Genomic DNA, 24,730 nt, shown 5'->3' with positions numbered 1-24,730 from the left:
TCACTCAATGTAAAGGAGGGTGAATTACTTCTTCAGCCAGGTTTCGGTGAAGATGTTATTACCCAGCGGGATCTGGACAAATCCTTCGACATTCTTCTTCAGCGCCACCGGATAGGAGCTTTCATACAGCGGGATGGTCGGACCGGTGCTGTTGTAGATATCCTGGATGCGCTTGTATTGCTCGGCGCGCTTCGTCGGATTGGTTTCTTGCTGCGAGGCTTCAAACAGCGTGTCTAACTCGTCACTTTTCCAGCCGGAATGCAGCGCCTGAATGTTCTTCGAATACGCGTAGTAGGAGGTGATCTCGTTCGGGTCGGCGATATCATCAGTCCACGGACCGATGCGGGTGCTGAAATTCCCCTTACGATAGTTGGCGTTCAGCGTGGCGTTGTCCATCTGGTTAATGGTCAACTTGACGCCGATCTGCGCCCACATCTGTTGCAGGCCGGTGGCGATGCTCAGGCTGTCTTCATTGCCTGCCAGGATATTCATGCTGGTGCTAAATCCGTCCGGGTAACCGGCTTCTTTCATCAGCGACTGCGCTTTCTCAACGTCTACCGGCCACAACGGCTTGGTACCCGAGTTGAGCGGGGTGGAGGTCGACATAAACGAGGTCATCGGTTTGCCGAGTCCGAAGGTCACCAACTGGATAATGCCCTCTTTGTCGGTCGCGTAATTCAGCGCTTCACGCACTTTCGGGTTTGCCAGTGGGTTTGGCTTGCCATCAATCTCCGGGCGGGCGTTGACGCTGGCGACTTCTACGCGGGTGGAGGGGAACAGCGCCATATTCAACGCCGGATTGCCCTGCAATTCTTTAACGCGTGAGTAAGGGATAAACTCGGCACCATCCAGTTCACCAGATTGCAGTTTCAGGATACGGGTCGCATCGTCGGGGATGATTTCAAACTTGATGCTGTCGAGGTAGGGCAGCGCTTTGCCGTCAGTGCCTTTCTCCCAGTAGTACGGGTTGCGCACCAGCGTCATGGTGGAATTATGTTGCCACGACTTGAGGATAAACGGACCGGAACCCACAGGATGCTCGGCAAATGCTGCGGCTTTGTCGTGGTCGGTCGCGCCGGGTTCCGCTTCGAACAGTTTCTCCGGCAAGATCGCGGTGTTGAAAACCGTCAGTGCGGTGAGAATCGCGGGATCGGTATGCGACAGGTGAATCACCACGGTATGGGGATCGCTGATGGTGACGTTATTGATAGCACTCACCAGAAATTGCCACACGCCATTACCAGGCTTGGCGGCACGCTCCAGCGACCATTTCACATCTTCGGCGGTAATCGGCGAACCATCAGAGAATTTGGTGTTGGGACGCAGGGTCAGGGTCAGGCTTTTACCATCCTCCGAGAGCTTCCAGGCCGTAGCCAGACCGGGTCTGATGCCCTTGCCGTCGTTCGTCGGCAACAGCAAGGTGTCGTAGAGGTTAGAGAGAATCCAGATATCGTTATTGCTTTCGTTCAGGATGGGTTCGAGGAAATTACTGTCAGCATAGCGCCCGTAAACCAGGGTGCCGCCGCGCTGTACTACCTCCGCCGCCTGGGCCGTCAGGGTGTTGAACGCCCCCGCTGCCAGTAAGGCGATTAACGTTAATTTAGGCATAACTTTCATGACCTTGCCTCTCTGTTTGTAAGTCAGAAAAAAGGTTTGTCTGGCTCATTGATGCCCCCCAAAAACGTGGGCGAGCGGAGCCGGCAAAAATGGCGGTGATGATTGTGTTCTAGTTAACTGGTACGATAATTGATGTATTGCTCACAAACTGTCAATAATTAGCGCAAAAAAAATGCAAAAAATAAGAAATAGTTATAACAGTAAATTATTTCTTCATGATTTTTTTGCCTGATGACTTGAATTGATGTAAAAAACAGCATAATTGTATTAGCAGACCAGTACACTGACCAGGCAGGTTATGGAATTCCACCTCGACCGTGACTCTTCAATCCCGCTGGGGGCGCAGTTGCGCGGGATAATTGAATACGCCATCACTTTTGGCGCGTTAAAACCGGGCGAGCAGCTTCCCTCGGTGCGTGACATGGCCGAACAGGTTGGTGTCGCACCGATGACCGTGGCGCAGGTGTATCGCGAACTTAAAGCGGCCGAGCTGGTGTACAGCAAGCCGGGCGCAGGCACTTTTATCGCCGATGCGGCGCTGGCGTTGGGGTCTTCAGAACTCGCTCTTGACGATCTGCATCAGCATCTTGATGCATTTATCAACAGCGGAATGTTGCTCGGTTTAAGCGCGGCAGAGCTGGGGGCGTTGGTCAGCAGCCGTTTTGCTGAACGACAACGCCAGCTCAAGAAGAAGACGGTGTTTTTTATTGGCAATTTTATCGATGCGGCACGGGATTATGCGCATTGTATTGCCGAAGCCTTGGGTGAAGTCGCCCGTGTAGAAGCGACAACCCTCAGCGATATAAAAAACGATCTGTTACTGCGTCAGCGTGTGGCCAGCGCCGATCTGTTGTTGACCTTTGCCCATCGTCGACGCGAGGTCAGCCAACTGATTCCGGGACTGCCGTTACTGAATATCAGTTTTATTCCGTCTGAAGCCACGCGCCGTGCGTTGGCCTCGCTCGATCCACTGACGCGCACGCTGGTGGTGTCGATTTTCCCGGAATTTACTGCGTTGATGACATCTGGCGTGGCGCGCTTTGCGCCCCATGTTACCCAGGTCAACGTGGTGCAAAGTGATGATCCCCGCTTGGGTGAACTATTAAAAGAGACCGATGCCCTGGTATATGCCACCGGCGTTCAGGAACTCACCACCCAGTTGGGAGAGCACCAACGTTCTTTTGAGTACCGCCATGTTCCTGATGCAGGGGAGATTCAACGGGTGATTTTGCCGTTGCTGCAACAGGATATTTTACACGTGTCCAACACCGGGGACCGTAATGAAAATCAGTGAAATGAACTGGCAGCAGTTGGCCCACTATCTCACCACCGATGACAGGGTCATCGTGCCACTCGGCAGTACCGAACAGCATGCGCTGCTCAGTTTGTCAGTGGATTCGATTCTGGCCGAGAGGGTTGCCACCGAGGCCGCAGAGCCTTATGGCATTCCTGTCTTCCCTGTGATGCCGTTTGGTATGACGCCTGCGTTTAGCGACTATCCCGGCACCATCAGTCTGAGCATGCAAACCTATGTATGCCTGCTGAATGACATTCTTAATAATCTGCAACGACAGGGGTTTCGCCGCATTTTGTTTATCAACGGCCACGGTGGCAACGCCCCGGCGCAGAACATCATCAGTGAATGGATGGTGACCCATCCGGGGGTGACGGTTCAGCTACATAACTGGTGGAATGCGCCGAAAACCTGGGAAAAAGTGATGTCTATCGATCCGGTCGCGTCGCACGCGTCCTGGATGGAAAACTTCCCCTGGACGCGTTTGCCGGGCGTGACACAACCGGAACAGCAAAAACCGATGGTGGATTTGGTGGCGTTGCGCAAACTGGACCCGACGCGAGCCAAAGCGTATCTCGGTGATGGCAACTACGGTGGCTATTATCAGCGCGCCGATGAGGAAATGCTCGCCATCTGGCAAACCGCGCTGGCGGAAATTCGCGAGATTATTGACGCGCTCTAGCCGGTGATGCGCGACTTGCCCGGAGGTACGGATGTCAGTTGTCACTCAGCCAGAAGCCGATCTTTCCCCTGCAGTGCCGCAACCACATGACCCGTTGGTGATTTGGGGGGCTGGGGCGATTGGTGGGGCCATCGGCGCTGCGTTTATCGCCGCCGGTCAGTCGGTAATTTTTGTCGATAACGTGGCGGAGCATGTTGCTGCTATTAACCTTCATGGTCTGCGCATCACTGGTCCCCTCGGTGAAAAAGTGGTTCGGGCGCGGGCGTTTTTACCCGAGCAACTGGCAGGCCACTATCGCTGTGTGTTGCTGGCAGTGAAATCTCACCATACCCTTGACGCGCTCCAACAGATTGCGCCGCACCTCGCACCCGCAAGCTTTGTGGTGTCGTTGCAAAACGGCCTCAACGAGCGGGTTATCGCTGAGGTCGTTGGTGTCGATCGTACCGTCGGCGCTTTCCTCAATTTTGGCGCAGACTTCCTCGAACCCGGCGTGATCCATCATGGTGGGCGCGGCGCGGTGGTGATTGGCGAGCTGGACGGTATCACCCGCCCACGCACTGAAATGCTTTATCGGTTGCTGCTGAGCTTTGACCCGGCGGCGATCATGACGCCCAACATCTGGGGATTTCTGTGGGCGAAGATGATCTACGGCGCGCTGTTATTCGCCACCGCATTGACGAACGACAGCATTGCCGATGTCCTTGCAATGCCACGTTTTCGCCCGGTACTGACGGCGCTGGCGCTGGAAATCGGTAGCGTAGCGCAGGCACAGAACATCGTGCTGGAAGGGTTTGATGGTTTTGATCCTTCTGCGTTTTTGCCCGATGCCAGCCCCGCCCATACCCGACAATCCTTTGATGATATGGTGGCGCATAACCGCCGTTCAGCGAAATCGCACTCCGGCATCTGGCGCGATTTGGCGGTGCGTAAGCGCCAGACCGAGATTGACGCGCAGATCGCCCCGGCTATCGCTATTGGCCTTGGCTTTCATTTGCCGATGCCATTGACCACGCGACTGGTGCAGCTTATCCACCTGGTGGAGCGTGGCGAGCTGCCGCAAAATCTGGCAACCCTGGCCTTGCTCGAAGACAACGAAGCGGGAACCTCCTGATGCAAAACCCTTTTGACTATTCACAACGTACGGTGCTGGTGACCGGTGCCGCGCAGGGATTTGGTCGCGCCATTTGTCTGGCTTTTGCTGCGCGTGGTGCGCAGGTTATCGCCTGCGATATCCAGCAGACGCAGGTTGAGGAGACGGCGGCGTTGTGTGGTGAGAGAGCGTTGGCGTTTACCGTCGACATCAGTTCGCCCGAGGCGATTAACGCGTTGTTTGGCACGCTGGCGTCGCGCCAGATTCATATCGATACGCTGGTCAACAACGCGGGCGGCGTGGTTGGACAGGTGGGGCAGCCGTTGGAAAATGTCACCTTCGCGCAGTGGCAGGCGATTGTCGATGTTAACCTGAATGGGGTGTTTTTAATGTCGCAGGCGGCGGTGGTGGGGATGAAAGCGCGCCAATTTGGTCGCATCATCAATATCTCCAGCCGCGCCGGACTGGATGTCAGTCTCACCGGCATTCAGGCCTACGCCAGTGCCAAAGCCGGGCAGATTGGCCTGACACGTCAACTGGCCCACGAGCTGGGGGCGTGGAACATCACCGTCAACAACGTGGCACCTGGTTTTATTCGCAGCAATCCTTCCACCGAGAAACAGTGGGAGGCGATGGGGAGCGCAGGCCAGCAGCAGTTGGTCGATAATATTGCGCTGCGACGGCTCGGTGTTGCCGAGGATATTGCCCATGCGGTGCTGTATTTCGCTTCGGACTGGGCGAACTGGGTGACGGGGCAAACGCTCAGCGTTGACGGCGGCAGATAATCTTTTTTCTATTCCCTTTTACTCATGGCTCTGACAAAGTACCGCGCAAAATAATAACGTTAATAATTACCCTGCGGAGTTTGTATGACCATCGGATCGGCTAAGTGGCTGGGACTGAGCTACTTCACCTACTTTTTCTGCTACGGCATCTATTTGCCCTTCTGGAGCGTGTGGCTCAAAGGCTTAGGGTTGGATGCGGAAAAAATCGGTCTGATGATCGGTTGCGGCATGGTGGCACGTTTTGTCGGTAGCCTGTTGATTGCCTCGCAGGTAAAAAATCCCTCCCATTTGATTCGTGCGTTACGTCTGTTGGCGCTAATGAGCTGTCTGTTCGCGCTCGGTTTCTGGCTGGGCGGCCAGTGGCTGTGGCTGCTGCTGGTGATGATTGGTTTTAACCTGTTCTTTTCTCCGCTGGTGCCTCTGAGTGATGCGCTGGCCGCCACCTGGACGCAACAAATCGGCCTCGCCTATGGCCCGGTGCGCTTGTGGGGATCGCTGGCGTTTGTGATCAGTTCTGCGCTGACCGGAATGCTGGTTAGCCAATATTCATCACAGGCGATTCTGCTGTTGCTCTCGGTCGGGGTGTTGTCGATGCTGTCCGGCATGATGTTGCCCCCCAAAACACAACCGCAGGGCGATGCACGTCAGGGAGCGAGTGGCGGTTGGTCCGCCTGGCGTGACCTGCTGCGGGAAAACGCCGTCTGGCGTTTTATGTTGTGCGTGACCCTGATGCAGGGGGCACATGCAGCCTATTACAGCTTTAGCGCTATCTGGTGGCAGGAGTCAGGTTATTCAGCCAGCATCGTGGGTTATCTCTGGTCGCTTGGCGTGGTGGCGGAAATCGTGGTGTTTGCTCTCAGCAACCGACTGTTCCGCCGCTGGACGGCACGCGACCTGCTGCTGCTTTCTTGCATCTGTGCTCTGGTGCGTTGGACGTTACTCGGGGCCAGCACGGCCTTGCCGTTGTTGATCGTCGGACAGATTCTGCACTGCGGTAGCTTCACCGTTTGCCATCTGGCGGCGATGCGTTTTATCGCGGCACGCAAAGGTGCGGAGGTGATCCGTCTGCAATCGCTGTATTCGGCGTTGGCGATGGGGGGCGGGATTGCGGTGATGACCATGATTTGTGGCGTACTGTTTACCCCTTTACAGGGGCATCTGTTCTGGGTGATGGCGCTGGTGGCACTGCCCGCATTGTTCCTGCGGCCACGAGCAGCTTAAGACTCCAGCAATTGGCGGATACGCTGCTGCTGATGTTCGCTCAGCGGCAGCTCCGCATGAATCAGTGGCGGAGAAAACAGCGGCAGCGAGGTGGCATAAGGGGTAATCACCAGCGCAATGTCACGCGGTGCGCCATGCTGACGAAATTGCAGCATATCCTGATAGGTGATGTTAATCGGCAGCAACGTTAGTTCGCGGATCTGTTGTTCCAGCAGTTGCTCAAGACTGGCATCGTCACCCGTCAGTAGCAGTACCTGTTTCTCCTGCAACGCACTCTCCTGCATCAGCCAGGCACCGAACAACACCGCCACCAGACTCACCTCTTCCGCACTGAAACGGGTGGCAAATTGCACGGCGAAATCATCGAGAGCGGCACGGGTAGTGCGCAACAGGCGCGGATAGAGCCGTGCTACCTCCAGCGCCACACTATTATCAATGCCGATGGCAAAATGACTGCGGTCCAGCGCTTGCGCCAGATGGGTAAACAGCTGCTGCTTTAACTCCTCCGGATGACTAATTTGGGTCAGCGCCAGTTTTTCAAAGCGGATGATTAAATCTTCCACCGCCTGCATCAGAATTTGCGCTTGCCGGTGCTGCAACTGCGTGCCATCCGGTGCGTGGATCAGGCTAAACAGCAGCGTCCAGAAGTCAGTTTCGCTGGTATCGGGCACCAGGTGGCAACGCTTTTGCCAGTGATGAATGACATCATCGGCGGCTTCACGTTCTGCCTTTTCAGCCAGCCAGGCGCGCTGGGCATCGTTGAACAGAGCCATCTGCCGCTGGCACAGGGCATATTTCATATAGATTTGCAGAAATAGCCGATCGCGCGGACTAAAGTTCCGCTGGAGTCGCAGGCTACAATGCTGAATCAGCGCCTGTAAGTTGGTTTCATCCCACAACGCTTTTTCGATTTTCAACACTTTCAGGCGCTGGCGCAGCACCGGCGCAAAGTGTTCGCAGACAAAATCCTGCGACAGGCGCAAAGCGCGTCGCAGCCAGTGGAGCAGGCATAAACGCCTGTCCAGCTCCGTTCCATGTATACGAAAGCTGCCATCAACCATCTGGTGTAGTTCCAGTTGATGATAACGCTGTATCTCGTCACTGACATCCGCGATATCCTGTCGGGCGACAACAGGGTCCACGCCATTTAACTGGCAGAGCTTGTCAAGCGTCAGCGCGGGAGCGGGCAGAAACAGCAGCAACAGCAGATGGCAGCGACGTTGGGAACGGCTGAAGAGTGGTGCAGAGGAGGTTGCAGAACTCATCAATAGTCATTCCAGCAGGTCATTTTTGAGCTAAGAATAGCCAACTCCGTGCGGTAACCCTGCACTTTGTCGTGACTTTTATTCAGAGCTTCAAAGCGGGTCACAGTTTTTCTGGACCACTGGAATCTGCACCTTTTAATTGTTACTTTATAACGTTATGAAAATTACGCTTTTTACCCTGATGCTATTGGTCAGCCACGTGGCCTGGTCACATCCGCATAGCTTTATTGATATGAAAACTGAGCTTCTGACCGACAATGATCATCTCACAGGCTTCAAAATGGTCTGGACCATGGATGAAATCACCTCCGCCGACCTGCTGTACGATGCCGGTAAAGCCGAGCCGGGTAGCGTGGTGTGGAAGAAACTGGCCGCGCAGGTGATGGCGAATGTGCTGGGTCAGCATTACTTCACCGAAGTGTGGCAGGGGAAAAATCGGGTGAAATTCCTCAATCTGCCGAAGGAATACCAGCTATCGCGCAACGGTAACAAAGCGGTGCTGGAGTTCATTCTGCCGCTGGGTGAGCCGCAATCCCTGAGTAATACCCAGTACCGCATTCTGACCTTTGATCCGAGCTACTTTGTCGATATGTATTACGACAACGCTCAGGCGCTGACTCTGCCGGACACGCTGAAATCGCACTGCCAGTTGGATTTACACACGCCAAAACCGGATGACTCGTTGAAACAATACGCCTTGTCACTGGATAAAGCTGATGCTCCGCCGGAAGATATGGATCTCGGGCAGCAGTTCGCACAGACGGTAACGCTGACATGTCATTAATCTCTCTACCTTCCGGTTCCCGCCGCTTATGGCCGTTATGGTTGCTGGCGCTGGTTTTGCTGCTGGCAGCGGGCATGCTGTGGCAATACTGGCCGCAAATCTTGCTACAAAGTGTGTTGTGGCAAAAGGTGTTGAACCGTGAAATGACGCAGTTGTTACAGCAGGTGGCGCAACAGCCGCAGCAAGCTGGTATGACCCTGATGCTATTCAGTCTCGCTTACGGCGTGCTGCACGCCCTTGGTCCCGGTCACGGTAAAATGGTCATCAGTACCTTCCTCGCCACCCATCCGGCGCGTTTAAAAACCAGCATGAAGCTGACGCTGCTGGCGGCGTTGTTGCAGGGGGGCGTGGCGATCGGACTGGTGACGGTGATGCTGGTGGTGCTACAAACCTCGTCGCGCACCATGCATCTGGGAAGCTACTGGCTGGAGAAGGGCAGTTATCTGCTGGTGATGGCATTGGGTATTTGGGTGGGTTGGCGCGCTATACGTGCGTTACGGTCAGCGTTAAAGCCGGTGCCCAAAATGCAGATCCATGCTATCCGCCCCCATCATCAGCATGATGAAAACTGCGGCTGCGGCCATGCGCATTTACCAAGTGCTGCGCAGATGGAGCAAGCCGTCAGTGGCAAAACGCAGGCGCTGGTGGTGTTCTCGATGGGGCTGCGTCCCTGTTCGGGTGCCATTATGATGCTGCTGTTTGCCAAAGTGATTGATGTGTATCTCTGGGGCGTTGCCTCGGCGATGGCGATGGCGATGGGCACGGCGGTGACCGTCTCGGCGATGGGATTACTGGTACAGCGTTCGCGTAAACTGGCGGAAAAACTTGGCAGCGCCAACCCGACGGCGCAGGGCGCGAAAGTGCTGATGCCGATGCTGGCATTAGTCGGAAGCGTGGTGTTATTGGTGGTGGGGGCACTGCTGTGGCAAAGCGCTCAACCCATGATGAGTAGCGGCCTACGGCCATTTTAACGTAGCGGCGCGATTTATCGCGCCGCTACGGCAAGAAGGATTAGCGCTTCAGCGCTTCGCTCAGTTCTTCACGCATGGTGGAAAGCAGCGCTTTCACTACGCGCGGGTTACCGGCAACGATGTTACCTGACATCAGGTAGCCATGGCCGCCAGTAAAATCAGTCACCAGACCGCCCGCTTCGCGTACCAGCAGTTCACCGGCGGCGAAGTCCCACGGTTTCAGACCGATTTCGAAATAGCCATCCACACGACCCGCAGCCACGTAAGCCAGATCCAGTGCCGCAGAACCGGTACGGCGGAAGTCAGCACACTGGGTAAACAGTTTGCCCACCAGATTGATATACGTCTGAGCATGCTGCTTGAGTTTGAACGGGAAACCGGTGGCCAGAATGGTGCCATCCAGATCGCGTGCTGTGCTGCCGCGCAGACGGTAGCCGTTCAGCTGTGCGCCCTGACCGCGTACGGCGGTGAACAGTTCATTGCGCATTGGATCGTAAACCACCGCAACTTCAGTGCGACCTTTAATGCGCACAGCGATAGAAACGGAGAAGTGGGGGAGGCGTTTGATAAAGTTAGTGGTGCCATCCAGCGGATCGATTACCCATTGAATGTCCTGATCGTCGCCCGCCAGTTCACCGCTTTCTTCGGTGATGATGGTGTGTTGCGGGTAAGACTTGCGAATCACTTCGACAATCAGACGTTCTGCGTCGCGATCAACATTGGTGACGAAATCGTTGCTGCCTTTTTGGCTGGCTTCGACAGCGTCCGGGGTTTCATAATTTTTTGCAATTAAATTTCCGGCCTTGCGCGCAGCGCGCACGGCGATGTTGAGCATCGGATGCATCGGTATCTCTCACTGGATGTTAAAGAACAGGAAAACGGCGCGGAGTATAGCAGCGCATTCGGTAAATGTCCTGTTTTATGTTAGCATCTCGCCATCATTTTCTTACCTGCTTCTATTATGCTGCAAAATATCCGAATTGTACTGGTGGAAACCTCCCACACCGGCAACATGGGTTCTGTCGCCCGTGCCATGAAAACTATGGGTTTAAGCAATCTGTATCTGGTTAACCCATTAGTCAAACCTGATTCTCAGGCAATCTCCCTCGCCGCAGGGGCCAGCGATGTGATCGGCAATGCGCAGATCGTGGATACCCTTGATGAGGCGATCGCCGGTTGTAGCCTGGTGGTGGGCACCAGCGCGCGTTCACGTTCTCTGCCGTGGCCGATGCTGGATTCACGTGAATGTGGCATCAAAAGCGTCGAAGAGGGCCAGCAGGCACCGGTCGCGCTGGTGTTTGGCCGTGAGCGCGTTGGCCTGACCAACGAAGAGTTACAGAAGTGCCATTATCATGTGGCGATTCAGGCCAACCCGGAATACAGCTCGCTAAACCTGGCGATGGCGGTACAAATCATTGCTTACGAAGTGCGTATGGCATGGTTGGATGCCCAGGAAAAAGCGACACCGCAGCCGCAGTTTGAGGAGTCACCTTATCCGCTGGTTGATGATCTGGAACGCTTCTACCTCCACATGGAACAGATGATGCTGAACAGCGGCTTTATCCGTGAAGGCAATCCCGGCCAGGTGATGAGCAAGCTACGTCGTTTGTATACCCGTGCCCGCCCGGAACGCGATGAGCTGAACATTCTGCGCGGTATGCTGGCGTCGTTCGAAAAACGTAAAGGTAGTGAGGATAATAGTTGAGTAAAACGCTTGGTTAAATAGTTGAGCGAATTACTAGGTTAAATAGTTGACCAATTTACTCAGGAATGTCAGACTAGCGGCCATTCACAGATACCCGCCGATAACCGACGGACGCTTACGAGGTTGTATGCTATGAGACTGACATCCAAAGGACGTTATGCCGTTACCGCTATGCTGGACGTTGCCCTGCACTCGCACGAGGGGCCGGTGCCGCTGGCTGACATTTCTGAGCGTCAGGGCATTTCGCTCTCCTATCTGGAGCAGTTATTCTCGCGTTTGCGTAAGCACGGTCTGGTTGCCAGCGTTCGTGGTCCGGGCGGTGGTTATCTGTTAGGTAAAGATGCTGGCGCGATTGCCGTTGGTGCGGTAATCACCGCCGTTGACGAATCCGTTGATGCCACCAAATGCCAGGGCAAAGAAGGTTGCCAGGGCGGGGAACGTTGCCTGACTCACGTCCTGTGGCGTGATCTGAGCGTACGTATCAGCGAATTCCTCAACAACATCACGCTGGCGGAACTGGTTAACAATCAGGAAATTCTGGATGTAGCTGACCGTCAAAATGCCATCGACAATCGCCGCTTCCAGACTCACCGCGTGCAGGAAACCATCAACGTTAACTTGCGTGCCTGATCCGCTCTCTTTCGGCCTTTGCTGCTAATACAGCAGGGGCCGAATCGTGCTATAAAGACGTATGATTTTTTATACGGAGCTTTAGCGCAATGAAATTACCGATCTACCTGGATTACGCAGCCACAACGCCTGCGGATCCGCGTGTTGCCACCAGAATGATGCAGTTTCTCACCCTGGATGGCACGTTCGGTAACCCCGCTTCCCGTTCTCACCGTTTTGGCTGGCAGGCTGAAGAAGCCGTTGATGTGGCACGCAATCAGGTTGCGGAGCTGCTCAATGCCGACCCGCGTGAAATCGTTTTTACTTCCGGTGCTACTGAGGCCGATAACCTCGCCATCAAAGGTGCGGCGCAGTTCCATCAGGCGCGCGGCAAACACGTTATTACCAGCCAGACTGAACACAAAGCGGTGCTCGATAGCTGCCAGCAGCTGGAGCGCGAAGGCTTTGACGTCACGTACCTGCAACCCGGCCATGACGGCATCGTCACACCTGACATGCTGGCGGCAGCATTACGTGAAGACACGGTGTTGGTCTCATTGATGCACGTGAATAACGAAACCGGGGTGATTCAGGATATCGGCGCGCTCGGTGCCTTGTGCCGCGATCGCGACATTCTGTTCCATGTCGATGCGACGCAAAGCGTGGGTAAACTGCCGATTGACCTCAGTGTTCTGCCGGTGGATTTGATGTCTTTCTCGGCACACAAAATCTATGGCCCGAAAGGCATCGGTGCGCTCTGGGTACGACGCAAACCGCGTTTGCAGATTGATGCGCAGATGCATGGCGGTGGTCACGAGCGTGGCATGCGCTCTGGTACCTTGCCGGTACACCAGATTGTTGGCATGGGCGAAGCTTATCGCATTGCGCGTGAAGAGATGAGCAGCGAAGTTGCGCGTCTTGCCGCTCTGCGTCAGCGCCTGTGGCAGGGCATCAACGCCTTGAGCGATGTCACGCTGAATGGCTCGCTGGAGCAGGGTGCCCCAAATATTCTCAATATCAGTTTTGCCCACGTTGAAGGTGAATCGTTGATTATGGCGCTGAAAGATCTGGCGCTCTCTTCCGGTTCCGCCTGTACCTCGGCCAGTCTCGAACCCTCTTACGTGCTGCGCGCGATGGGTGTTGACCAGGAGCTGGCACACAGCTCGCTGCGCTTTTCACTCGGACGCTTTACCACCGCAGAGGAAATTGATTACGCCATTGAGCTGGTCAACAAAGCGGTAACCCGTCTACGGGCGTTGATGCCTGCGGCCAATTCTCGCTAATTATTGTTTAACAGCATCATTCCGCCGGTCTGGCGGAAGGTGATAACTCACGCATACGGAGCCACGCGATGACAACACAACCGATGACGATTACGCTCAGCACCCAGGCCGCCGATGCGCGCTGGGGTGAAAAAGCGTTGCTGAGCAGCAATGACAGTGGCATGACTCTTCATCTCACCGGCGCAGATGCGCTGCTGAGTATTCAGCGCGCGGCGCGCAAACTCGATGGTCAGGGCATTCGCCATGTCGCCTTAAGCGGCGAAGGCTGGGATCTGGAGAAGTGCTGGGCTTTCTGGCAGGGTTACCGTGGCCCGAAAGGATCGCGCCAGGTGGATTGGCCGACCCTGAGTGAACAGGAGCAGCGCGAATTTGATCGTCGCCTGAAGATCGTTGACTGGGTGCGCAATACCATCAACCTGCCTGCTGAGGATCTTAGCCCGGAACAACTGGCGCACAGCGCGATTGATCTGATTTCCGATGTCGGCGGCAATGCGGTGAGTTATCGCATTACCAAGGGTGAGGATCTGCGCGAGCAAGGTTATCTCGGCATTCATACCGTAGGCCGTGGATCCACCCGTGCACCGGTGCTGCTGGCGCTGGATTTTAATCCGGGCGGTGACGAGAAGACTCCGGTTTACGCTTGTCTGGTGGGCAAAGGCATCACCTTTGATACCGGTGGTTACAGCCTCAAGCAGAGCAGTTTTATGGACTCGATGAAGTCCGACATGGGCGGCGCTGCCACTCTGACTGGCGCGCTGGCGCTGGCAATTTCTCGCGGCCTGAACAAACGTGTGAAGCTTTACCTGTGCTGCGCCGACAACATGGTAAGCGGCAATGCGTTCCGCCTTGGCGATATCATTCGCTATCGCAACGGCAAAACCGTTGAAGTGATGAACACCGATGCGGAAGGGCGTCTGGTGCTGGCCGATGGCCTGATTGATGCCAGCGAGCAAAACCCGGAACTATTGATTGATGCAGCAACGCTGACCGGTGCAGCGAAAACCGCGCTCGGTAACGATTATCACGCGCTGTTCACCTTTGATGATGTGCTGGCGCAATCGCTGTTGGGTAGCGCGGCCAGTGAAAACGAAGCTTTCTGGCGTCTGCCGCTGGCGGAATTCCATCGCAGCCATCTGCCGTCGAACTTTGCCGATCTGAACAACATTGCCAGCCCGGCGCACTCCGCCGGTGCCAGCAGCGCGGCGGCGTTCCTGTCGCACTTCGTCAGCAAGTACCAACAGGGCTGGCTGCATATCGACTGCTCAGCGACCTATCGTAAAAGCGCGGTGGATCAGTGGTCAGCAGGCGCAACCGGCCTGGGTGTGCGCACCATCGCCAATATGTTGCTGAAATAATCTCGCTGACGGCAGGTATCACCCTGCCGTCTTTTTTGGAAAAACTAAACCATGAGTAACCGTCTTGAAGAGGTGCTGAAGCTGGCGGCCACTGAGCCTGCGCACCGTCCGGAATTTTTTCAGCTGTTGCTGGAAGCGGATGTCTGGGTGCCGGGCGAGAGTAGCGCGCAGCAGTTCGATGCCACCACACCAGTCGATCTTCAGCACTGGGAAAAAGAAGAAGGCGGCAGCGTCATCCCTTTTTTCACATCTGAACAGGCGATGAGCGAAGCCATCAAAGATGAACAGCCTTACCTGCGTCTGCCGGTACGCACCTTGTTTGAAATGACGCAGGGCGAAACACTGTTCCTTAACCCGAAGCTTCCTGCGGGGAAAGAGTTTTCACCAGGTGAAATTGCGCATTTGCTGGGTGAAGAGGGCAGTGCGCTCAGTCAGCAAACGCTGCTGGAAAGCGGCCAGGCATTGCTGCTCTCCGAAGTGGCCGAGCCACCGGCGCAGATGGTTGACTCGCTTACCCAGCTATTTGCCAAATATAAACAGGTACGTCGCGCGTATATTGCCAGTATTCGTGAGCAGGCTGACGATGTACCGAATCTGTTGATTGGCATCGAGGCAGATAGCGATATCGACGCGATCATTCAGGCGGCGGGTAGCGTGGCAACCGATACGCTCACCGACGATGCACCGATCGATCTCTGTGAAGTGGTAAGTGGCGAGCATGGCGTCAGCCATTTCTTTACCGCCCACATTACGCCATTTTACGAGCGCCGCTGGGGCAGCTTCCTGCGTGATTTTAAAGGCAGCCAGCGCATTATCTAAAAAACGCGGTCCGAGGACCGCGCTTTTTATCATTTCTCAATCGGTAAATCGTCGCGGCTACCCCATTCGCCCCAGGAGCCGTCGTACAGGGTGACATCGCGCACGCCGAGCGATGTCAGCGCCAGAATCACCACCACCGCCGTCACGCCGGAACCGCAACTGGTGATGATCGGTTGATCCAGCGTCACGCCTGCCCGATCAAATTCCGTGCGCAGTTCCGCTGCCGGTTTCAGTGCGCCATTCACCACCAGATTATTCCACGGCACATTGAGGCTGTTGGGGATATGCCCGCGCAGCAGGCCAGGGCGCGGCTCGTCCACTTCAGCGTTGAAGCGATTAGCGGCGCGGGCATCGATAATCTGTGCGCCGCCTTCATGGCTTATCAGCAACACATCGGTCAGGCGTTTCACCTGCGCGCTGTCATACTTCGCGTCAAATTCCCCTTCGGATAACATGACCGGACCCGTTTCCAGCGCGTAACCTGCCGCCTTCCAGCCAGCCAGCCCTCCCGCGAGGATCGACACGTTGACGCAGCCAAAGGCGCGTAACATCCACCAGGCACGCGGGGCGGAGAACAGATTGCCTTCGTCATACACCACCAAATGTTTATCCTGGTTGACGCCCAGTTCACGCATTGCTACGGCAAAGGCTTCGGCACGCGGCATCATGTGCGGGTAGGGGCTGGTGTGATCGGACAGAGCTTCGATATTGAAGAAGGGGGCATTGGGCAGGTGGCCCGCCAGATATTCCGCCTGGATATCACGCACCGCTTCCTGACCGGGTGGCAGCATGCGCGCATCCAGCACCTGTAAGGTTTCCTCGGTGTAATGTTCTTTTAACCAGTCAGCAGATACAAACAGGGGAGCTGTCATCGCAACCTCTTCTCATCAATCGGGAAAGACTCAGTGTCCGGGAATGTGGATGCTATCTCAAGGGTTAGTAAGGAGAAAGTTGAGGCCGGTCGTTTGGGTATGGCACATTTTTAATCTGTCTGCCCCGACTAAAATCAATTATTTTCAATAATTCCTACGATCGGCAATAGGCAACGCCCGATGATGTCCCTATAATCGCCCCGTTTTCTTACCGGGCCGGTTCCCGGTTTCTTCAGAATGGCTATGCCGCAAAAACAGAGGTCAACATGGCAATCGAACGTACTTTCTCAATCGTTAAACCAAACGCTGTCGCTAAGAACGTGATTGGTGCTATCTACAACCGTTTTGAAAGCGCGGGCTTCAAAATCGTTGGCGCAAAAATGCTGCACCTGACTAAAGAGCAGGCTGAAGGCTTCTACGCGGAGCACAAAGGCCGTCCGTTCTTCGACGGTCTGGTTGAATTCATGACCTCTGGTCCGGTTGTGGTTTCTGTGCTGGAAGGTGAAAACGCCGTTCAGCGTCACCGTGACCTGATGGGCGCAACTAACCCGGACAACGCTCTGGCTGGCACGCTGCGTGCTGACTACGCTGACAGCTTCACCGAGAACGCCACTCACGGTTCAGATTCTGCCGAATCTGCTGCACGTGAAATCGCCTACTTCTTCGCTGAAAACGAAGTCTGCCCGCGCACTCGCTAAGGCGGCATAAGGTTTACACCTTTTAATCAGGCGTAAATCTGTTCCCCTGGCATCATGCCGCAGATGTAGTACAATTATGCGCCCTTGTTGAGCTTGCTCAGCAAGGGCGCTGTTTTTTTCCTATTCTTAACCAGAGCCATAACGTGTAACAACGAGGCCAGAGAACATTATGTCCGAACAGATTGTGACGCCGTCGTCCGCTTCCCCCGTGGTTGTTTCCCCGAAAAACGAAAAAATTAACCTGCTGGATCTCAACCGTCAGCAGATGCGCGAATTCTTTGTCTCGCTGGGTGAGAAGCCGTTTCGCGCCGACCAGGTGATGAAGTGGATGTATCACTATTGCTGTGATGATTTTGAGCAGATGACTGACATCAACAAAGTGTTGCGTGGCAAGTTGATGCAGCTCACTGAGATTCGCGCCCCCGAAGTGGCGGAAGAGAAGCGCTCCAGCGATGGCACCATCAAATGGGCAATCCGCGTGGGCGACCAACTGGTGGAAACCGTGTATATCCCGGAAGATGACCGTGCCACGCTGTGCGTCTCTTCACAGGTCGGCTGTGCACTGGAGTGCAAATTCTGTTCGACGGCGCAGCAAGGTTTCAACCGTAACCTGCGCGTGTCAGAAATTATCGGCCAGGTTTGGCGTGCGGCGAAAATCATCGGTGCCGCAAAAGTCACCGGTCAGCGTCCCATCACCAACGTGGTGATGATGGGGATGGGCGAGCCGTTGCTGAACCTTAACAACGTGGTACCGGCGATGGAAATCATGCTGGATGACTTCGGTTTCGGCCTGTCAAAACGCCGCGTAACCCTGTCGACCTCGGGTGTGGTTCCGGCGCTCGACAAGCTGGGTGATATGATTGATGTCGCGCTGGCGATCTCGCTGCATGCACCAAACGATAAGCTGCGCGATGACATCGTGCCGATTAACAAGAAGTACAACATCGAAACTTTCCTCGCTGGGGTTAAGCGCTATCTGGCGAAATCCAATGCCAATCAGGGGCGCGTGACCATCGAATACGTATTGCTGGATCATGTGAATGACAGCACCGACGATGCGCATCAGCTGGCCGAGCTGCTCAAGGATACGCCTTGCAAAATCAACCTGATCCCGTGGAACCCCTTCCCCGGCGCGCCTTATGGTCGTAGCTCCAACAGCCGTGTTGATCGTTTTTCTAAGGTCTTGATGGAATACGGTTTCACCACCATCGTGCGTAAAACCCGAGGTGATGATATCGATGCCGCCTGTGGTCAGTTAGCGGGTGACGTGATCGACCGAACCAAACGTACCATGCGTAAAAAGATGGCGGGTGAAGCCATCTCTGTGAAGGCGCTCTGAAACTCCGCGTCTGGTGATATTCACCAGGCGCAACTCATGTCAGTCTCCTCCACCTGAATCACTCAGGGAGAACGGACAATGAGTAAGGGATTACCAGCAGTGGTGTTGGCAGGCTTTGTTGTAACCGGTTGTGTCAGTGAACCGGCGCGTCAGGGAGCCGCAGATATTCGCTTGCAGTTAGGATTGCACTACCTGGCTGTAAAGGATTTTCCGTCAGCGCAGCGTAATTTGCTGCGAGCACAACAAGCTGCGCCAACGGACTATCGCGTACCCCTGGCGCTTGCACGTCTGGCTCAGGCGCAGCAGAATATTGCGCAAACGCGCTGGTACTACCAGCGAGCGCAGCAGATGGATCCAACTAACGGCTACGTCGCTAACAATTACGGTGCGTTTCTTTGCGGTTTGAGGCAGTATGACGAATCGCATCAACAGTTTAAGTTAGCGGCTGATGCGCAGGAACCCGACGCTCGTCACGATGCATTATTATTTTCGGGCTATTGTTACCTGCAGGCTGAAGATTATACCGCCGCGCGACAGCAATTAACCCGCGCGCTGGATGAAGCGCCGGAGCAGGGGAATCAACTGCTGACGGAGGCGGAAAGGCAGTTTGATCAGCAGGCATGGGACAAGGTTTCATTGCTCTTAGAGGTTTACCACCAAAGGCTGCCTGCCCGTGCAGACAGTTTATGGTTACAGATACGTTTCGCCGCGCAACAGGGAAACGCTGCTGACGTTACACGTTATGGCGGCCGGTTGGCGCGAAGTTTTCCACAATCGATACAGTACCAGCGTTATTTAGCTAATGAATACTGAAGCCACTCAAGAGAAATCTGCAGTACATTCCACAGGTGAACGCCTGCGACTGGCCCGTGAGCAATTGGGACTGACCCAGCAAAACGTCGCGGAACGCCTGTGCCTGAAACTTTCCACCGTACGTGATATTGAAGAGGACAAATCGCCTGCTGATTTAGCCTCCACTTTCCTGCGCGGTTACATTCGATCCTATGCACGCCTGGTCCATGTGCCGGAAGACGATCTGCTGCCGATGATGGCGAAGCAGGCTCCGGTACGTGCTGCCAAAATCGAGCCGATGCAGAGCTTCTCTTTGGGTAAACGCCGTAAGAAGCGCGATGGCTGGCTGATGATCTTCACCTGGCTGGTGATTTTCGTCGTCGTCGGTTTGACCGGTGCCTGGTGGTGGCAAAACCATAAAGCCTCCCAGGATGAACTGGTCTCAATGGCTGACCAGAACGGCAGCAGCGGCGATAACAGCCAGTCTATCCCGCTGGGTGATAACAGCAGCAGCGATACCTCTGCCGATGCCGATACTAACGGTGCCGGTACGCCAGTGGATAATGGGGCCGGTGCACTGACTACCCCGGACACCGCGGGCACCACGCCAGCACAGGCCAGCAATGCGCCAGCGGCAACGCCTGCACCAACTACACAAAGCAATGACAATGCAGTGGTGTCTCCCAGCCAGGCACCGGTTGATACCACGCCGCCGCCTGCGACTTCTCCCGCGCCGGTCAACAGCGTGGCAGGTCAACTGCCCACCGGTGGTGCAGGCGTAAGCCAGGCACCGAGCGATCCGAACGCACTGGTAATGAATTTCAGCGCGGATTGCTGGCTGGAAGTGACCGACGCGAGCGGCAAAAAGCTGTTTAGCGGTCTGCAACGTAGCGGCGGCAAACTCAGTCTCGCGGGTCAGCCTCCGTATCGTCTGAAAATTGGCGCACCCGCCGCTGTTCAGGTGCAATATCAGAATCAGCCCGTTGATTTAAGTCGTTTTATCCGTAATAACCAGGTTGCTCGTCTGACTGTGGGTGCGCAATAACGCGCACCTCGCCTGCCGGGCAATTGTGGAGAGAGAATATGCATAACGAAGCACCCATTATCCGTCGCAAATCAAAGCGGATTTACGTCGGCAAGGTGCCAGTCGGCGATGGTGCGCCTATTGCCGTTCAGTCGATGACCAACACCCGCACCACGGATGTTGAAGCGACAGTCAATCAGATCAAGGCGCTGGAGCGCGTGGGCGTCGATATCGTCCGTGTCTCAGTGCCGACGATGGATGCGGCGGAAGCTTTCAAACTGATTAAGCAACAGGTTAATGTGCCGCTGGTGGCGGATATTCACTTTGACTATCGCATTGCACTGAAAGTCGCTGAATACGGTGTCGATTGTCTACGTATCAACCCTGGCAATATCGGTAACAACGAGCGTATCCGTCAGGTGGTTGATTGCGCACGGCACTACAATATTCCGATCCGTATCGGTGTGAACGCCGGGTCGCTGGAAAAAGATTTGCAGGAAAAGTACGGCGAACCAACGCCACAGGCACTGCTCGAATCGGCAATGCGTCATGTGGATCACCTCGATCGTCTCAACTTTGATCAATTCAAAGTTAGTGTCAAAGCTTCCGATGTCTTCCTCGCGGTGGAATCTTACCGCCTGCTGGCGAAAGCCATAGATCAACCGCTGCATCTCGGTATCACTGAAGCGGGTGGCGCGCGCGCAGGTGCGGTGAAATCCGCCATTGGTTTAGGGCTGCTACTGGCTGAAGGGATCGGCGATACGCTGCGTATTTCGCTGGCGGCCGATCCGGTGGAAGAGGTTAAGGTCGGTTACGACATCCTCAAATCACTGCGTATTCGCTCGCGCGGCATCAACTTTATTGCCTGCCCAACCTGTTCACGTCAGGAGTTTGACGTGATTGGCACGGTGAATGCGCTGGAAGAGCGCCTTGAAGACATCATCACACCAATGGACATCTCCATTATTGGTTGCGTGGTAAACGGTCCGGGTGAAGCGACGGTGTCGACACTGGGCGTGACCGGTGGCAACAAGAAAAGTGGTTTCTATGAAGATGGTGTACGCCAACGTGACCGTCTTGATAACAACGACATGATCGACCAGTTGGAGGCGCGCATTCGCGCCAAGGCATCGATGCTGGATGAAAGCCGTCGCATCAACGTGCAGCAGCTGGAAAAATAAGGGAAGGCGCGCGTAAGCGGTGCCAGTTTGTGATTGAACCTGTGCGGTTTCATCCTCATAAGGTATGATGCCGGACAGGTTTTTTGGTCTTAAGAGATTCTAACGTGGCGAAGAATATTCAAGCGATTCGCGGGATGAACGATTACCTGCCAGCAGACACAGCAATCTGGCAACGAATCGAAGGCACGCTCAAGCAGGTGCTGGCCAGCTATGGTTACAGTGAAATCCGCCTGCCGATCGTTGAGCAGACTCCGTTGTTCAGCCGCGCGATTGGTGAAGTCACCGACGTGGTTGAAAAAGAGATGTACACCTTTGAGGACCGCAATGGCGAAAGCCTGACGCTGCGTCCGGAAGGCACGGCGGGTTGTGTGCGTGCCGGTATCGAACACGGCTTGCTGTATAACCAGGAGCAGCGTCTGTGGTACATGGGGCCAATGTTCCGTTATGAGCGCCCACAGAAAGGCCGTTACCGTCAGTTCCACCAAATGGGTGCGGAAGTATTTGGTCTGCAAGGACCTGATGTTGATGCTGAGCTGATCATGATGACCGCGCGCTGGTGGAAAGCGCTGGGTATCGCCGACCATGTACAGCTGGAACTGAATTCTATCGGTTCACTTGACGCGCGAGCCAACTATCGTGATGCCCTGGTGGCCTTCCTCGAACAGCATAAAGAAGTGCTGGACGAAGATTGCAAACGCCGTATGTACACCAATCCGCTGCGGGTGCTCGACAGCAAGAACCCGGACATCCAGCAGCTATTGAATGATGCACCGACGCTGGGTGATTTCCTCGATGAAGACTCACGCGCGCATTTCAGCGGCTTGTGTGCGCTGCTGGACGATGCCGGTATCAAATACCGCATCAACCAACGCCTGGTGCGTGGCCTCGACTATTACAACCGTACTGTGTTTGAGTGGATGACCAGTGCGCTGGGTTCACAAGGCACGGTGTGCGGTGGTGGTCGCTATGATGGCCTGGTGGAACAGCTGGGCGGACGCCCGACGCCAGCCGTTGGTTTTGCCATGGGCATGGAGCGTTTGGTGTTGCTGGTTCAGGCAGTTAACCCAGAATTTGAACCGACGCGCATTGTTGATGTCTATGTTATCGCTTCGGGGCAGGGCGTGCAGTCCGCCGCGATGCAACTGGCGGAAAAACTGCGTGATGCTGACCCACAATTGAAGCTGATGACCAACTTCGGTGGTGGTAACTTCAAGAAGCAGTTTGCCCGTGCAGACAAGTGGGGCGCGCGCATTGCGCTGGTGCTGGGTGAAGATGAAGTGTCAACCGGTCAGGTGGTAATTAAAGACCTGCGTACCGGCGATCAGCAGACGCTGGCCCAGGGTGAAGCCGCCGCGACGTTGCGCACGCTGTTGCAGTAAGCGTGTATCGCAACAGCCATTTTTAGGAGAAAGATTGCGTGGAAGTTTACAGCAACGAAAACGAACAGGTTGATGCGCTGCGTCGCTTTTTGGCCAACAATGGCAAGGCACTGGCGGTAGGCGTTGTCATTGGTATCGCGGCATTAGGTGGATGGCGTTTTTGGGCCAGTCATGAGGCCGGAAACGACAAAGCAGCCTCTGCGCAGTATCAGCAGTTGACCAGCGCCATGCAGGCTGACAAGCCGCAAACGCTGGAAGCGGTTGCCAGTTTTGCCAGTGAAAACAACAACACCTACGGTGCGCTGGCGTCTCTGGATCTGGCGAAGCAGTACGTTGAGACCAATCAGCTGGACAAAGCCATTACTCTGTTACAGAGCGGGCTGAAAGATACTAAAGATGCCAACCTGCAGGCGGTAATTAACCTGCGTCTGGCACGCATTCAACTGCAACAAAATCAGGCCGATGCCGCACTTTCGACCCTCAACAATGTTAAGGGTGATGGCTGGACAGCTATCGTGGCGGACATTCGTGGCGAAGCACTGCTGAGTAAAGGCGACAAGCAAGGTGCGCGTGATGCCTGGAGTAAAGGTGCGGAGTCACAAGCGTCTCCGGCACTGAAGCAAATGTTGCAGATGAAGATGAATAACTTAAGTTAAGCCAGTCAAGAGAGCGCACATGGAATTACGTAAATACCTGCTGCCAGGGCTGATTTCAGTCACCCTGCTCAGCGGTTGCTCGCTGTTCAGCGGCGAAGAAGATGTAGTGAAAATGGCCCCGCTGCCGAAGGTAGAAAACCAGTTTACGCCGCAGACCGCGTGGAGCACTTCGGTTGGTGATGGTGTGGGTGATTTCTACTCCAATCTGCATCCGGCCTGGCAGGACGGCACTGTCTACGCAGCTGACCGCTTTGGCATTGTGAAAGCGCTCGATGCCAGCAACGGCAAAGAAAAATGGAAAGTGAATCTCTCTGAGAAGACCGGCTTCTTCTCGAAAAACATCTCCGCACTGCTGTCTGGTGGCGTTACCGCTAATGGCGATCACATCTTTATCGGTAGTGAACGCGGCCAGGTTTTTGCCCTGAATACCAGCGATGGCAGCATTGCCTGGCAGACCAAAGTCGCCGGTGAAGCATTATCGCGTCCGGTGGTCAGTGATGGTCTGGTGCTGATTCACACCAGCAACGGTCAGTTGCAGGGACTGGATCAGGCGACCGGTGCCATTAAGTGGAGCGTCAACCTTGATATGCCAGCGCTGTCGCTGCGTGGTGAATCCGCGCCAGCGGTTGCCTTTGGTGGTGCAATTGTCGGCGGCGACAACGGTCGTGTCAGCGCAGTGATCATGAATCAGGGGCAGCTGATTTGGCAGCAGCGTATTTCGCAGCCGAGCGGGGCGACCGAGATCGATCGTCTGAATGACGTTGATACCACGCCAGTGATTGTGAACGGTGTGGTTTACGCCCTGGCGTACAACGGCAACCTGACGGCACTGGACCTGCGTTCTGGCCAGATTGTCTGGAAACGCGAAATCGGTGGTGTGAAGGATCTGATTGTTGATGGTGGCCGTATTTACCTGGTTGATCAGAATGACCGTGTCGACGCACTCAACGCGGATGGCGGTGTGGCTATCTGGCGTCAGAGTGAGCTGCTGCATCGCAATCTGACTTCCCCGGTGCTGTTCGACGGCTACCTGGTAGTGGGTGACAGCGAAGGCTATGTGCATTGGATCAACACGCAGGATGGCCGCTTTGTGGCACAGCAGAAACTCGACAGCTCCGGCTTCCAGACTGAACCAGTGGTGGCAGGTGACAAGCTGCTGATCCAGTCGAAAGACGGCGAGGTTTACGCGATTTCCCGTTAAGGGTTCAGCTCTGCGGGAAGTGATTCTCGTCTGCTGCAACGGCTCCTGATTTATCAGGGGCCGTTTCGTTTTTAGTCAGGCATGGTATTCTTAGCGCCTTCAGCCTGA

Annotated in this window: 24 protein-coding genes; 20 read left to right on the top strand and 4 right to left on the bottom strand. The window is 55.2% G+C overall.

The genetic code is table 11. The annotated features are described in order from the left end of the window. Window positions 1-24 precede the first annotated feature (24 nt). Window positions 25-1,608, bottom strand: a complete 1,584-nt coding sequence (locus tag AC6I8W_RS15655) for an ABC transporter substrate-binding protein (RefSeq protein ID WP_497835759.1) — start codon at window positions 1,606-1,608, stop codon at window positions 25-27. A 307-nt stretch (window positions 1,609-1,915) separates the two neighbouring features. Between AC6I8W_RS15655 and AC6I8W_RS15650 the strand changes: the two genes are divergently transcribed. The 5 genes from AC6I8W_RS15650 (at window position 1,916) to AC6I8W_RS15630 (ending at window position 6,689) form a co-directional block, all read left to right on the top strand. Then, on the top strand, window positions 1,916-2,911 hold the full coding sequence (locus tag AC6I8W_RS15650) for a GntR family transcriptional regulator (protein ID WP_497835758.1): 996 nt from the start codon (window positions 1,916-1,918) through the stop codon (window positions 2,909-2,911). Further along, window positions 2,898-3,593, top strand: a complete 696-nt coding sequence (locus AC6I8W_RS15645) for a creatininase family protein (protein WP_497835757.1) — start codon at window positions 2,898-2,900, stop codon at window positions 3,591-3,593. Before AC6I8W_RS15650 ends, AC6I8W_RS15645 begins: the two co-directional genes overlap by 14 nt. A 31-nt stretch (window positions 3,594-3,624) precedes the next feature. Continuing rightward, the gene (locus tag AC6I8W_RS15640; RefSeq protein WP_497835756.1) at window positions 3,625-4,704 is read left to right on the top strand and encodes a ketopantoate reductase family protein; all 1,080 of its coding nucleotides are present in this window, start codon (window positions 3,625-3,627) and stop codon (window positions 4,702-4,704) included. Next, the gene (locus AC6I8W_RS15635) at window positions 4,704-5,468 is read left to right on the top strand and encodes an SDR family NAD(P)-dependent oxidoreductase (RefSeq protein WP_497835755.1); all 765 of its coding nucleotides are present in this window, start codon (window positions 4,704-4,706) and stop codon (window positions 5,466-5,468) included. The genes AC6I8W_RS15640 and AC6I8W_RS15635 overlap by 1 nt, the downstream gene beginning before the upstream one ends. A gap of 84 nt (window positions 5,469-5,552) precedes the next feature. After that, window positions 5,553-6,689 (top strand): 3-phenylpropionate MFS transporter, encoded by a 1,137-nt coding sequence (locus AC6I8W_RS15630; protein WP_497835754.1) that lies wholly within the window; start codon window positions 5,553-5,555, stop codon window positions 6,687-6,689. Here AC6I8W_RS15630 and csiE read toward each other — a convergent pair. Beyond that, window positions 6,686-7,954 (bottom strand): stationary phase inducible protein CsiE, encoded by a 1,269-nt coding sequence (gene csiE / locus AC6I8W_RS15625; RefSeq protein ID WP_497835753.1) that lies wholly within the window; start codon window positions 7,952-7,954, stop codon window positions 6,686-6,688. The two genes, AC6I8W_RS15630 and csiE, sit on opposite strands and share 4 nt — an antisense overlap. Before the next feature lie 157 nt (window positions 7,955-8,111). Here csiE and AC6I8W_RS15620 point away from each other — a divergent pair, with 157 nt between their 5' ends. Continuing rightward, window positions 8,112-8,738 carry a DUF1007 family protein gene (locus tag AC6I8W_RS15620; protein WP_497835752.1) on the top strand — a complete coding sequence of 209 codons (627 nt, stop codon included), beginning with the start codon at window positions 8,112-8,114 and terminating at the stop codon, window positions 8,736-8,738. Then, on the top strand, window positions 8,729-9,709 hold the full coding sequence (locus AC6I8W_RS15615; protein ID WP_497835751.1) for a nickel/cobalt transporter: 981 nt from the start codon (window positions 8,729-8,731) through the stop codon (window positions 9,707-9,709). Before AC6I8W_RS15620 ends, AC6I8W_RS15615 begins: the two co-directional genes overlap by 10 nt. A gap of 40 nt (window positions 9,710-9,749) precedes the next feature. Here AC6I8W_RS15615 and suhB read toward each other — a convergent pair whose 3' ends face one another. Then, entirely contained in the window at window positions 9,750-10,553 is an 804-nt protein-coding gene (gene suhB / locus AC6I8W_RS15610) for an inositol-1-monophosphatase (protein ID WP_480364991.1), read from the bottom strand. 117 nt (window positions 10,554-10,670) lie between these two features. Here suhB and trmJ point away from each other — a divergent pair, with 117 nt between their 5' ends. The 5 genes from trmJ to sseB all read left to right on the top strand — a co-directional run bounded on the left by trmJ (window position 10,671) and on the right by sseB (window position 15,480). After that, window positions 10,671-11,414, top strand: a complete 744-nt coding sequence (gene trmJ / locus AC6I8W_RS15605) for a tRNA (cytosine(32)/uridine(32)-2'-O)-methyltransferase TrmJ (RefSeq protein ID WP_497835750.1) — start codon at window positions 10,671-10,673, stop codon at window positions 11,412-11,414. A gap of 132 nt (window positions 11,415-11,546) precedes the next feature. Next, window positions 11,547-12,044, top strand: coding sequence for a Fe-S cluster assembly transcriptional regulator IscR (gene iscR, locus AC6I8W_RS15600; protein ID WP_013510090.1), 498 nt, complete (start codon window positions 11,547-11,549; stop codon window positions 12,042-12,044). 89 nt (window positions 12,045-12,133) lie between these two features. Then, entirely contained in the window at window positions 12,134-13,306 is a 1,173-nt protein-coding gene (locus tag AC6I8W_RS15595; RefSeq protein ID WP_497835749.1) for an IscS subfamily cysteine desulfurase, read from the top strand. A 68-nt stretch (window positions 13,307-13,374) separates the two neighbouring features. Further along, complete coding sequence (pepB, locus tag AC6I8W_RS15590; protein WP_497835748.1) at window positions 13,375-14,661, top strand: aminopeptidase PepB; 1,287 nt, start codon at window positions 13,375-13,377, stop codon at window positions 14,659-14,661. Between the two features lie 51 nt (window positions 14,662-14,712). Further along, on the top strand, window positions 14,713-15,480 hold the full coding sequence (gene sseB / locus AC6I8W_RS15585; RefSeq protein WP_497835747.1) for an enhanced serine sensitivity protein SseB: 768 nt from the start codon (window positions 14,713-14,715) through the stop codon (window positions 15,478-15,480). Window positions 15,481-15,509: 29 nt separating this feature from the next. Here sseB and sseA read toward each other — a convergent pair whose 3' ends face one another. Beyond that, window positions 15,510-16,352: a 3-mercaptopyruvate sulfurtransferase gene (gene sseA, locus AC6I8W_RS15580; RefSeq protein WP_497835746.1), complete on the bottom strand. Its 843-nt coding sequence runs from the start codon at window positions 16,350-16,352 to the stop codon at window positions 15,510-15,512. Window positions 16,353-16,618: 266 nt separating this feature from the next. Here sseA and ndk point away from each other — a divergent pair, with 266 nt between their 5' ends. From ndk to bamB, 8 genes are all read left to right on the top strand, one after another. Then, a complete protein-coding gene (ndk, locus tag AC6I8W_RS15575) occupies window positions 16,619-17,050 on the top strand; it encodes a nucleoside-diphosphate kinase (protein ID WP_007884899.1) in 432 nt (143 codons plus the stop codon). A 169-nt stretch (window positions 17,051-17,219) separates the two neighbouring features. Further along, window positions 17,220-18,389: a dual-specificity RNA methyltransferase RlmN gene (gene rlmN, locus AC6I8W_RS15570; protein WP_480364976.1), complete on the top strand. Its 1,170-nt coding sequence runs from the start codon at window positions 17,220-17,222 to the stop codon at window positions 18,387-18,389. Window positions 18,390-18,467: 78 nt separating this feature from the next. Continuing rightward, a complete protein-coding gene (gene pilW / locus AC6I8W_RS15565; RefSeq protein WP_497835745.1) occupies window positions 18,468-19,202 on the top strand; it encodes a type IV pilus biogenesis/stability protein PilW in 735 nt (244 codons plus the stop codon). Continuing rightward, window positions 19,192-20,226, top strand: a complete 1,035-nt coding sequence (rodZ, locus tag AC6I8W_RS15560; RefSeq protein ID WP_497835744.1) for a cytoskeleton protein RodZ — start codon at window positions 19,192-19,194, stop codon at window positions 20,224-20,226. Before pilW ends, rodZ begins: the two co-directional genes overlap by 11 nt. Before the next feature lie 38 nt (window positions 20,227-20,264). After that, entirely contained in the window at window positions 20,265-21,386 is a 1,122-nt protein-coding gene (ispG, locus tag AC6I8W_RS15555; RefSeq protein WP_497835743.1) for a flavodoxin-dependent (E)-4-hydroxy-3-methylbut-2-enyl-diphosphate synthase, read from the top strand. A gap of 104 nt (window positions 21,387-21,490) precedes the next feature. Continuing rightward, a complete protein-coding gene (hisS, locus tag AC6I8W_RS15550) occupies window positions 21,491-22,765 on the top strand; it encodes a histidine--tRNA ligase (protein ID WP_497835742.1) in 1,275 nt (424 codons plus the stop codon). Between the two features lie 38 nt (window positions 22,766-22,803). After that, window positions 22,804-23,421: a YfgM family protein gene (locus AC6I8W_RS15545; RefSeq protein ID WP_497835741.1), complete on the top strand. Its 618-nt coding sequence runs from the start codon at window positions 22,804-22,806 to the stop codon at window positions 23,419-23,421. Window positions 23,422-23,440: 19 nt separating this feature from the next. After that, a complete protein-coding gene (bamB, locus tag AC6I8W_RS15540) occupies window positions 23,441-24,622 on the top strand; it encodes an outer membrane protein assembly factor BamB (RefSeq protein WP_497835740.1) in 1,182 nt (393 codons plus the stop codon). The last annotated feature ends 108 nt before the right edge of the window (window positions 24,623-24,730 follow it).

It is taken from the genome of Pantoea sp. X-Soil-TKNS-1211, assembly GCF_059730495.1.
Note: the sequence above shows the minus strand (reverse complement) of the source record. Positions and strands in the feature narration are given on the sequence as shown.

What these genes read in the sequence shown, in the direction of transcription:
- AC6I8W_RS15645 (WP_497835757.1), top strand. Translation starts at nt 2,898, where the DNA reads ATGAAAATCAGTGAAATGAACTGGCAGCAGTTGGCCCACTATCTCACC.
- AC6I8W_RS15655 (WP_497835759.1), bottom strand. Translation starts at nt 1,608, where the DNA reads ATGCCTAAATTAACGTTAATCGCCTTACTGGCAGCGGGGGCGTTCAAC.
- iscR (WP_013510090.1), top strand. Translation starts at nt 11,547, where the DNA reads ATGAGACTGACATCCAAAGGACGTTATGCCGTTACCGCTATGCTGGAC.
- AC6I8W_RS15620 (WP_497835752.1), top strand. Translation starts at nt 8,112, where the DNA reads ATGAAAATTACGCTTTTTACCCTGATGCTATTGGTCAGCCACGTGGCC.
- rodZ (WP_497835744.1), top strand. Translation starts at nt 19,192, where the DNA reads ATGAATACTGAAGCCACTCAAGAGAAATCTGCAGTACATTCCACAGGT.
- ndk (WP_007884899.1), top strand. Translation starts at nt 16,619, where the DNA reads ATGGCAATCGAACGTACTTTCTCAATCGTTAAACCAAACGCTGTCGCT.
- AC6I8W_RS15595 (WP_497835749.1), top strand. Translation starts at nt 12,134, where the DNA reads ATGAAATTACCGATCTACCTGGATTACGCAGCCACAACGCCTGCGGAT.
- trmJ (WP_497835750.1), top strand. Translation starts at nt 10,671, where the DNA reads ATGCTGCAAAATATCCGAATTGTACTGGTGGAAACCTCCCACACCGGC.
- rlmN (WP_480364976.1), top strand. Translation starts at nt 17,220, where the DNA reads ATGTCCGAACAGATTGTGACGCCGTCGTCCGCTTCCCCCGTGGTTGTT.
- csiE (WP_497835753.1), bottom strand. Translation starts at nt 7,954, where the DNA reads ATGAGTTCTGCAACCTCCTCTGCACCACTCTTCAGCCGTTCCCAACGT.
- bamB (WP_497835740.1), top strand. Translation starts at nt 23,441, where the DNA reads ATGGAATTACGTAAATACCTGCTGCCAGGGCTGATTTCAGTCACCCTG.
- pilW (WP_497835745.1), top strand. Translation starts at nt 18,468, where the DNA reads ATGAGTAAGGGATTACCAGCAGTGGTGTTGGCAGGCTTTGTTGTAACC.
- sseA (WP_497835746.1), bottom strand. Translation starts at nt 16,352, where the DNA reads ATGACAGCTCCCCTGTTTGTATCTGCTGACTGGTTAAAAGAACATTAC.
- ispG (WP_497835743.1), top strand. Translation starts at nt 20,265, where the DNA reads ATGCATAACGAAGCACCCATTATCCGTCGCAAATCAAAGCGGATTTAC.
- AC6I8W_RS15650 (WP_497835758.1), top strand. Translation starts at nt 1,916, where the DNA reads ATGGAATTCCACCTCGACCGTGACTCTTCAATCCCGCTGGGGGCGCAG.
- suhB (WP_480364991.1), bottom strand. Translation starts at nt 10,553, where the DNA reads ATGCATCCGATGCTCAACATCGCCGTGCGCGCTGCGCGCAAGGCCGGA.
- AC6I8W_RS15630 (WP_497835754.1), top strand. Translation starts at nt 5,553, where the DNA reads ATGACCATCGGATCGGCTAAGTGGCTGGGACTGAGCTACTTCACCTAC.
- pepB (WP_497835748.1), top strand. Translation starts at nt 13,375, where the DNA reads ATGACAACACAACCGATGACGATTACGCTCAGCACCCAGGCCGCCGAT.
- AC6I8W_RS15615 (WP_497835751.1), top strand. Translation starts at nt 8,729, where the DNA reads ATGTCATTAATCTCTCTACCTTCCGGTTCCCGCCGCTTATGGCCGTTA.
- AC6I8W_RS15635 (WP_497835755.1), top strand. Translation starts at nt 4,704, where the DNA reads ATGCAAAACCCTTTTGACTATTCACAACGTACGGTGCTGGTGACCGGT.
- AC6I8W_RS15640 (WP_497835756.1), top strand. Translation starts at nt 3,625, where the DNA reads ATGTCAGTTGTCACTCAGCCAGAAGCCGATCTTTCCCCTGCAGTGCCG.
- sseB (WP_497835747.1), top strand. Translation starts at nt 14,713, where the DNA reads ATGAGTAACCGTCTTGAAGAGGTGCTGAAGCTGGCGGCCACTGAGCCT.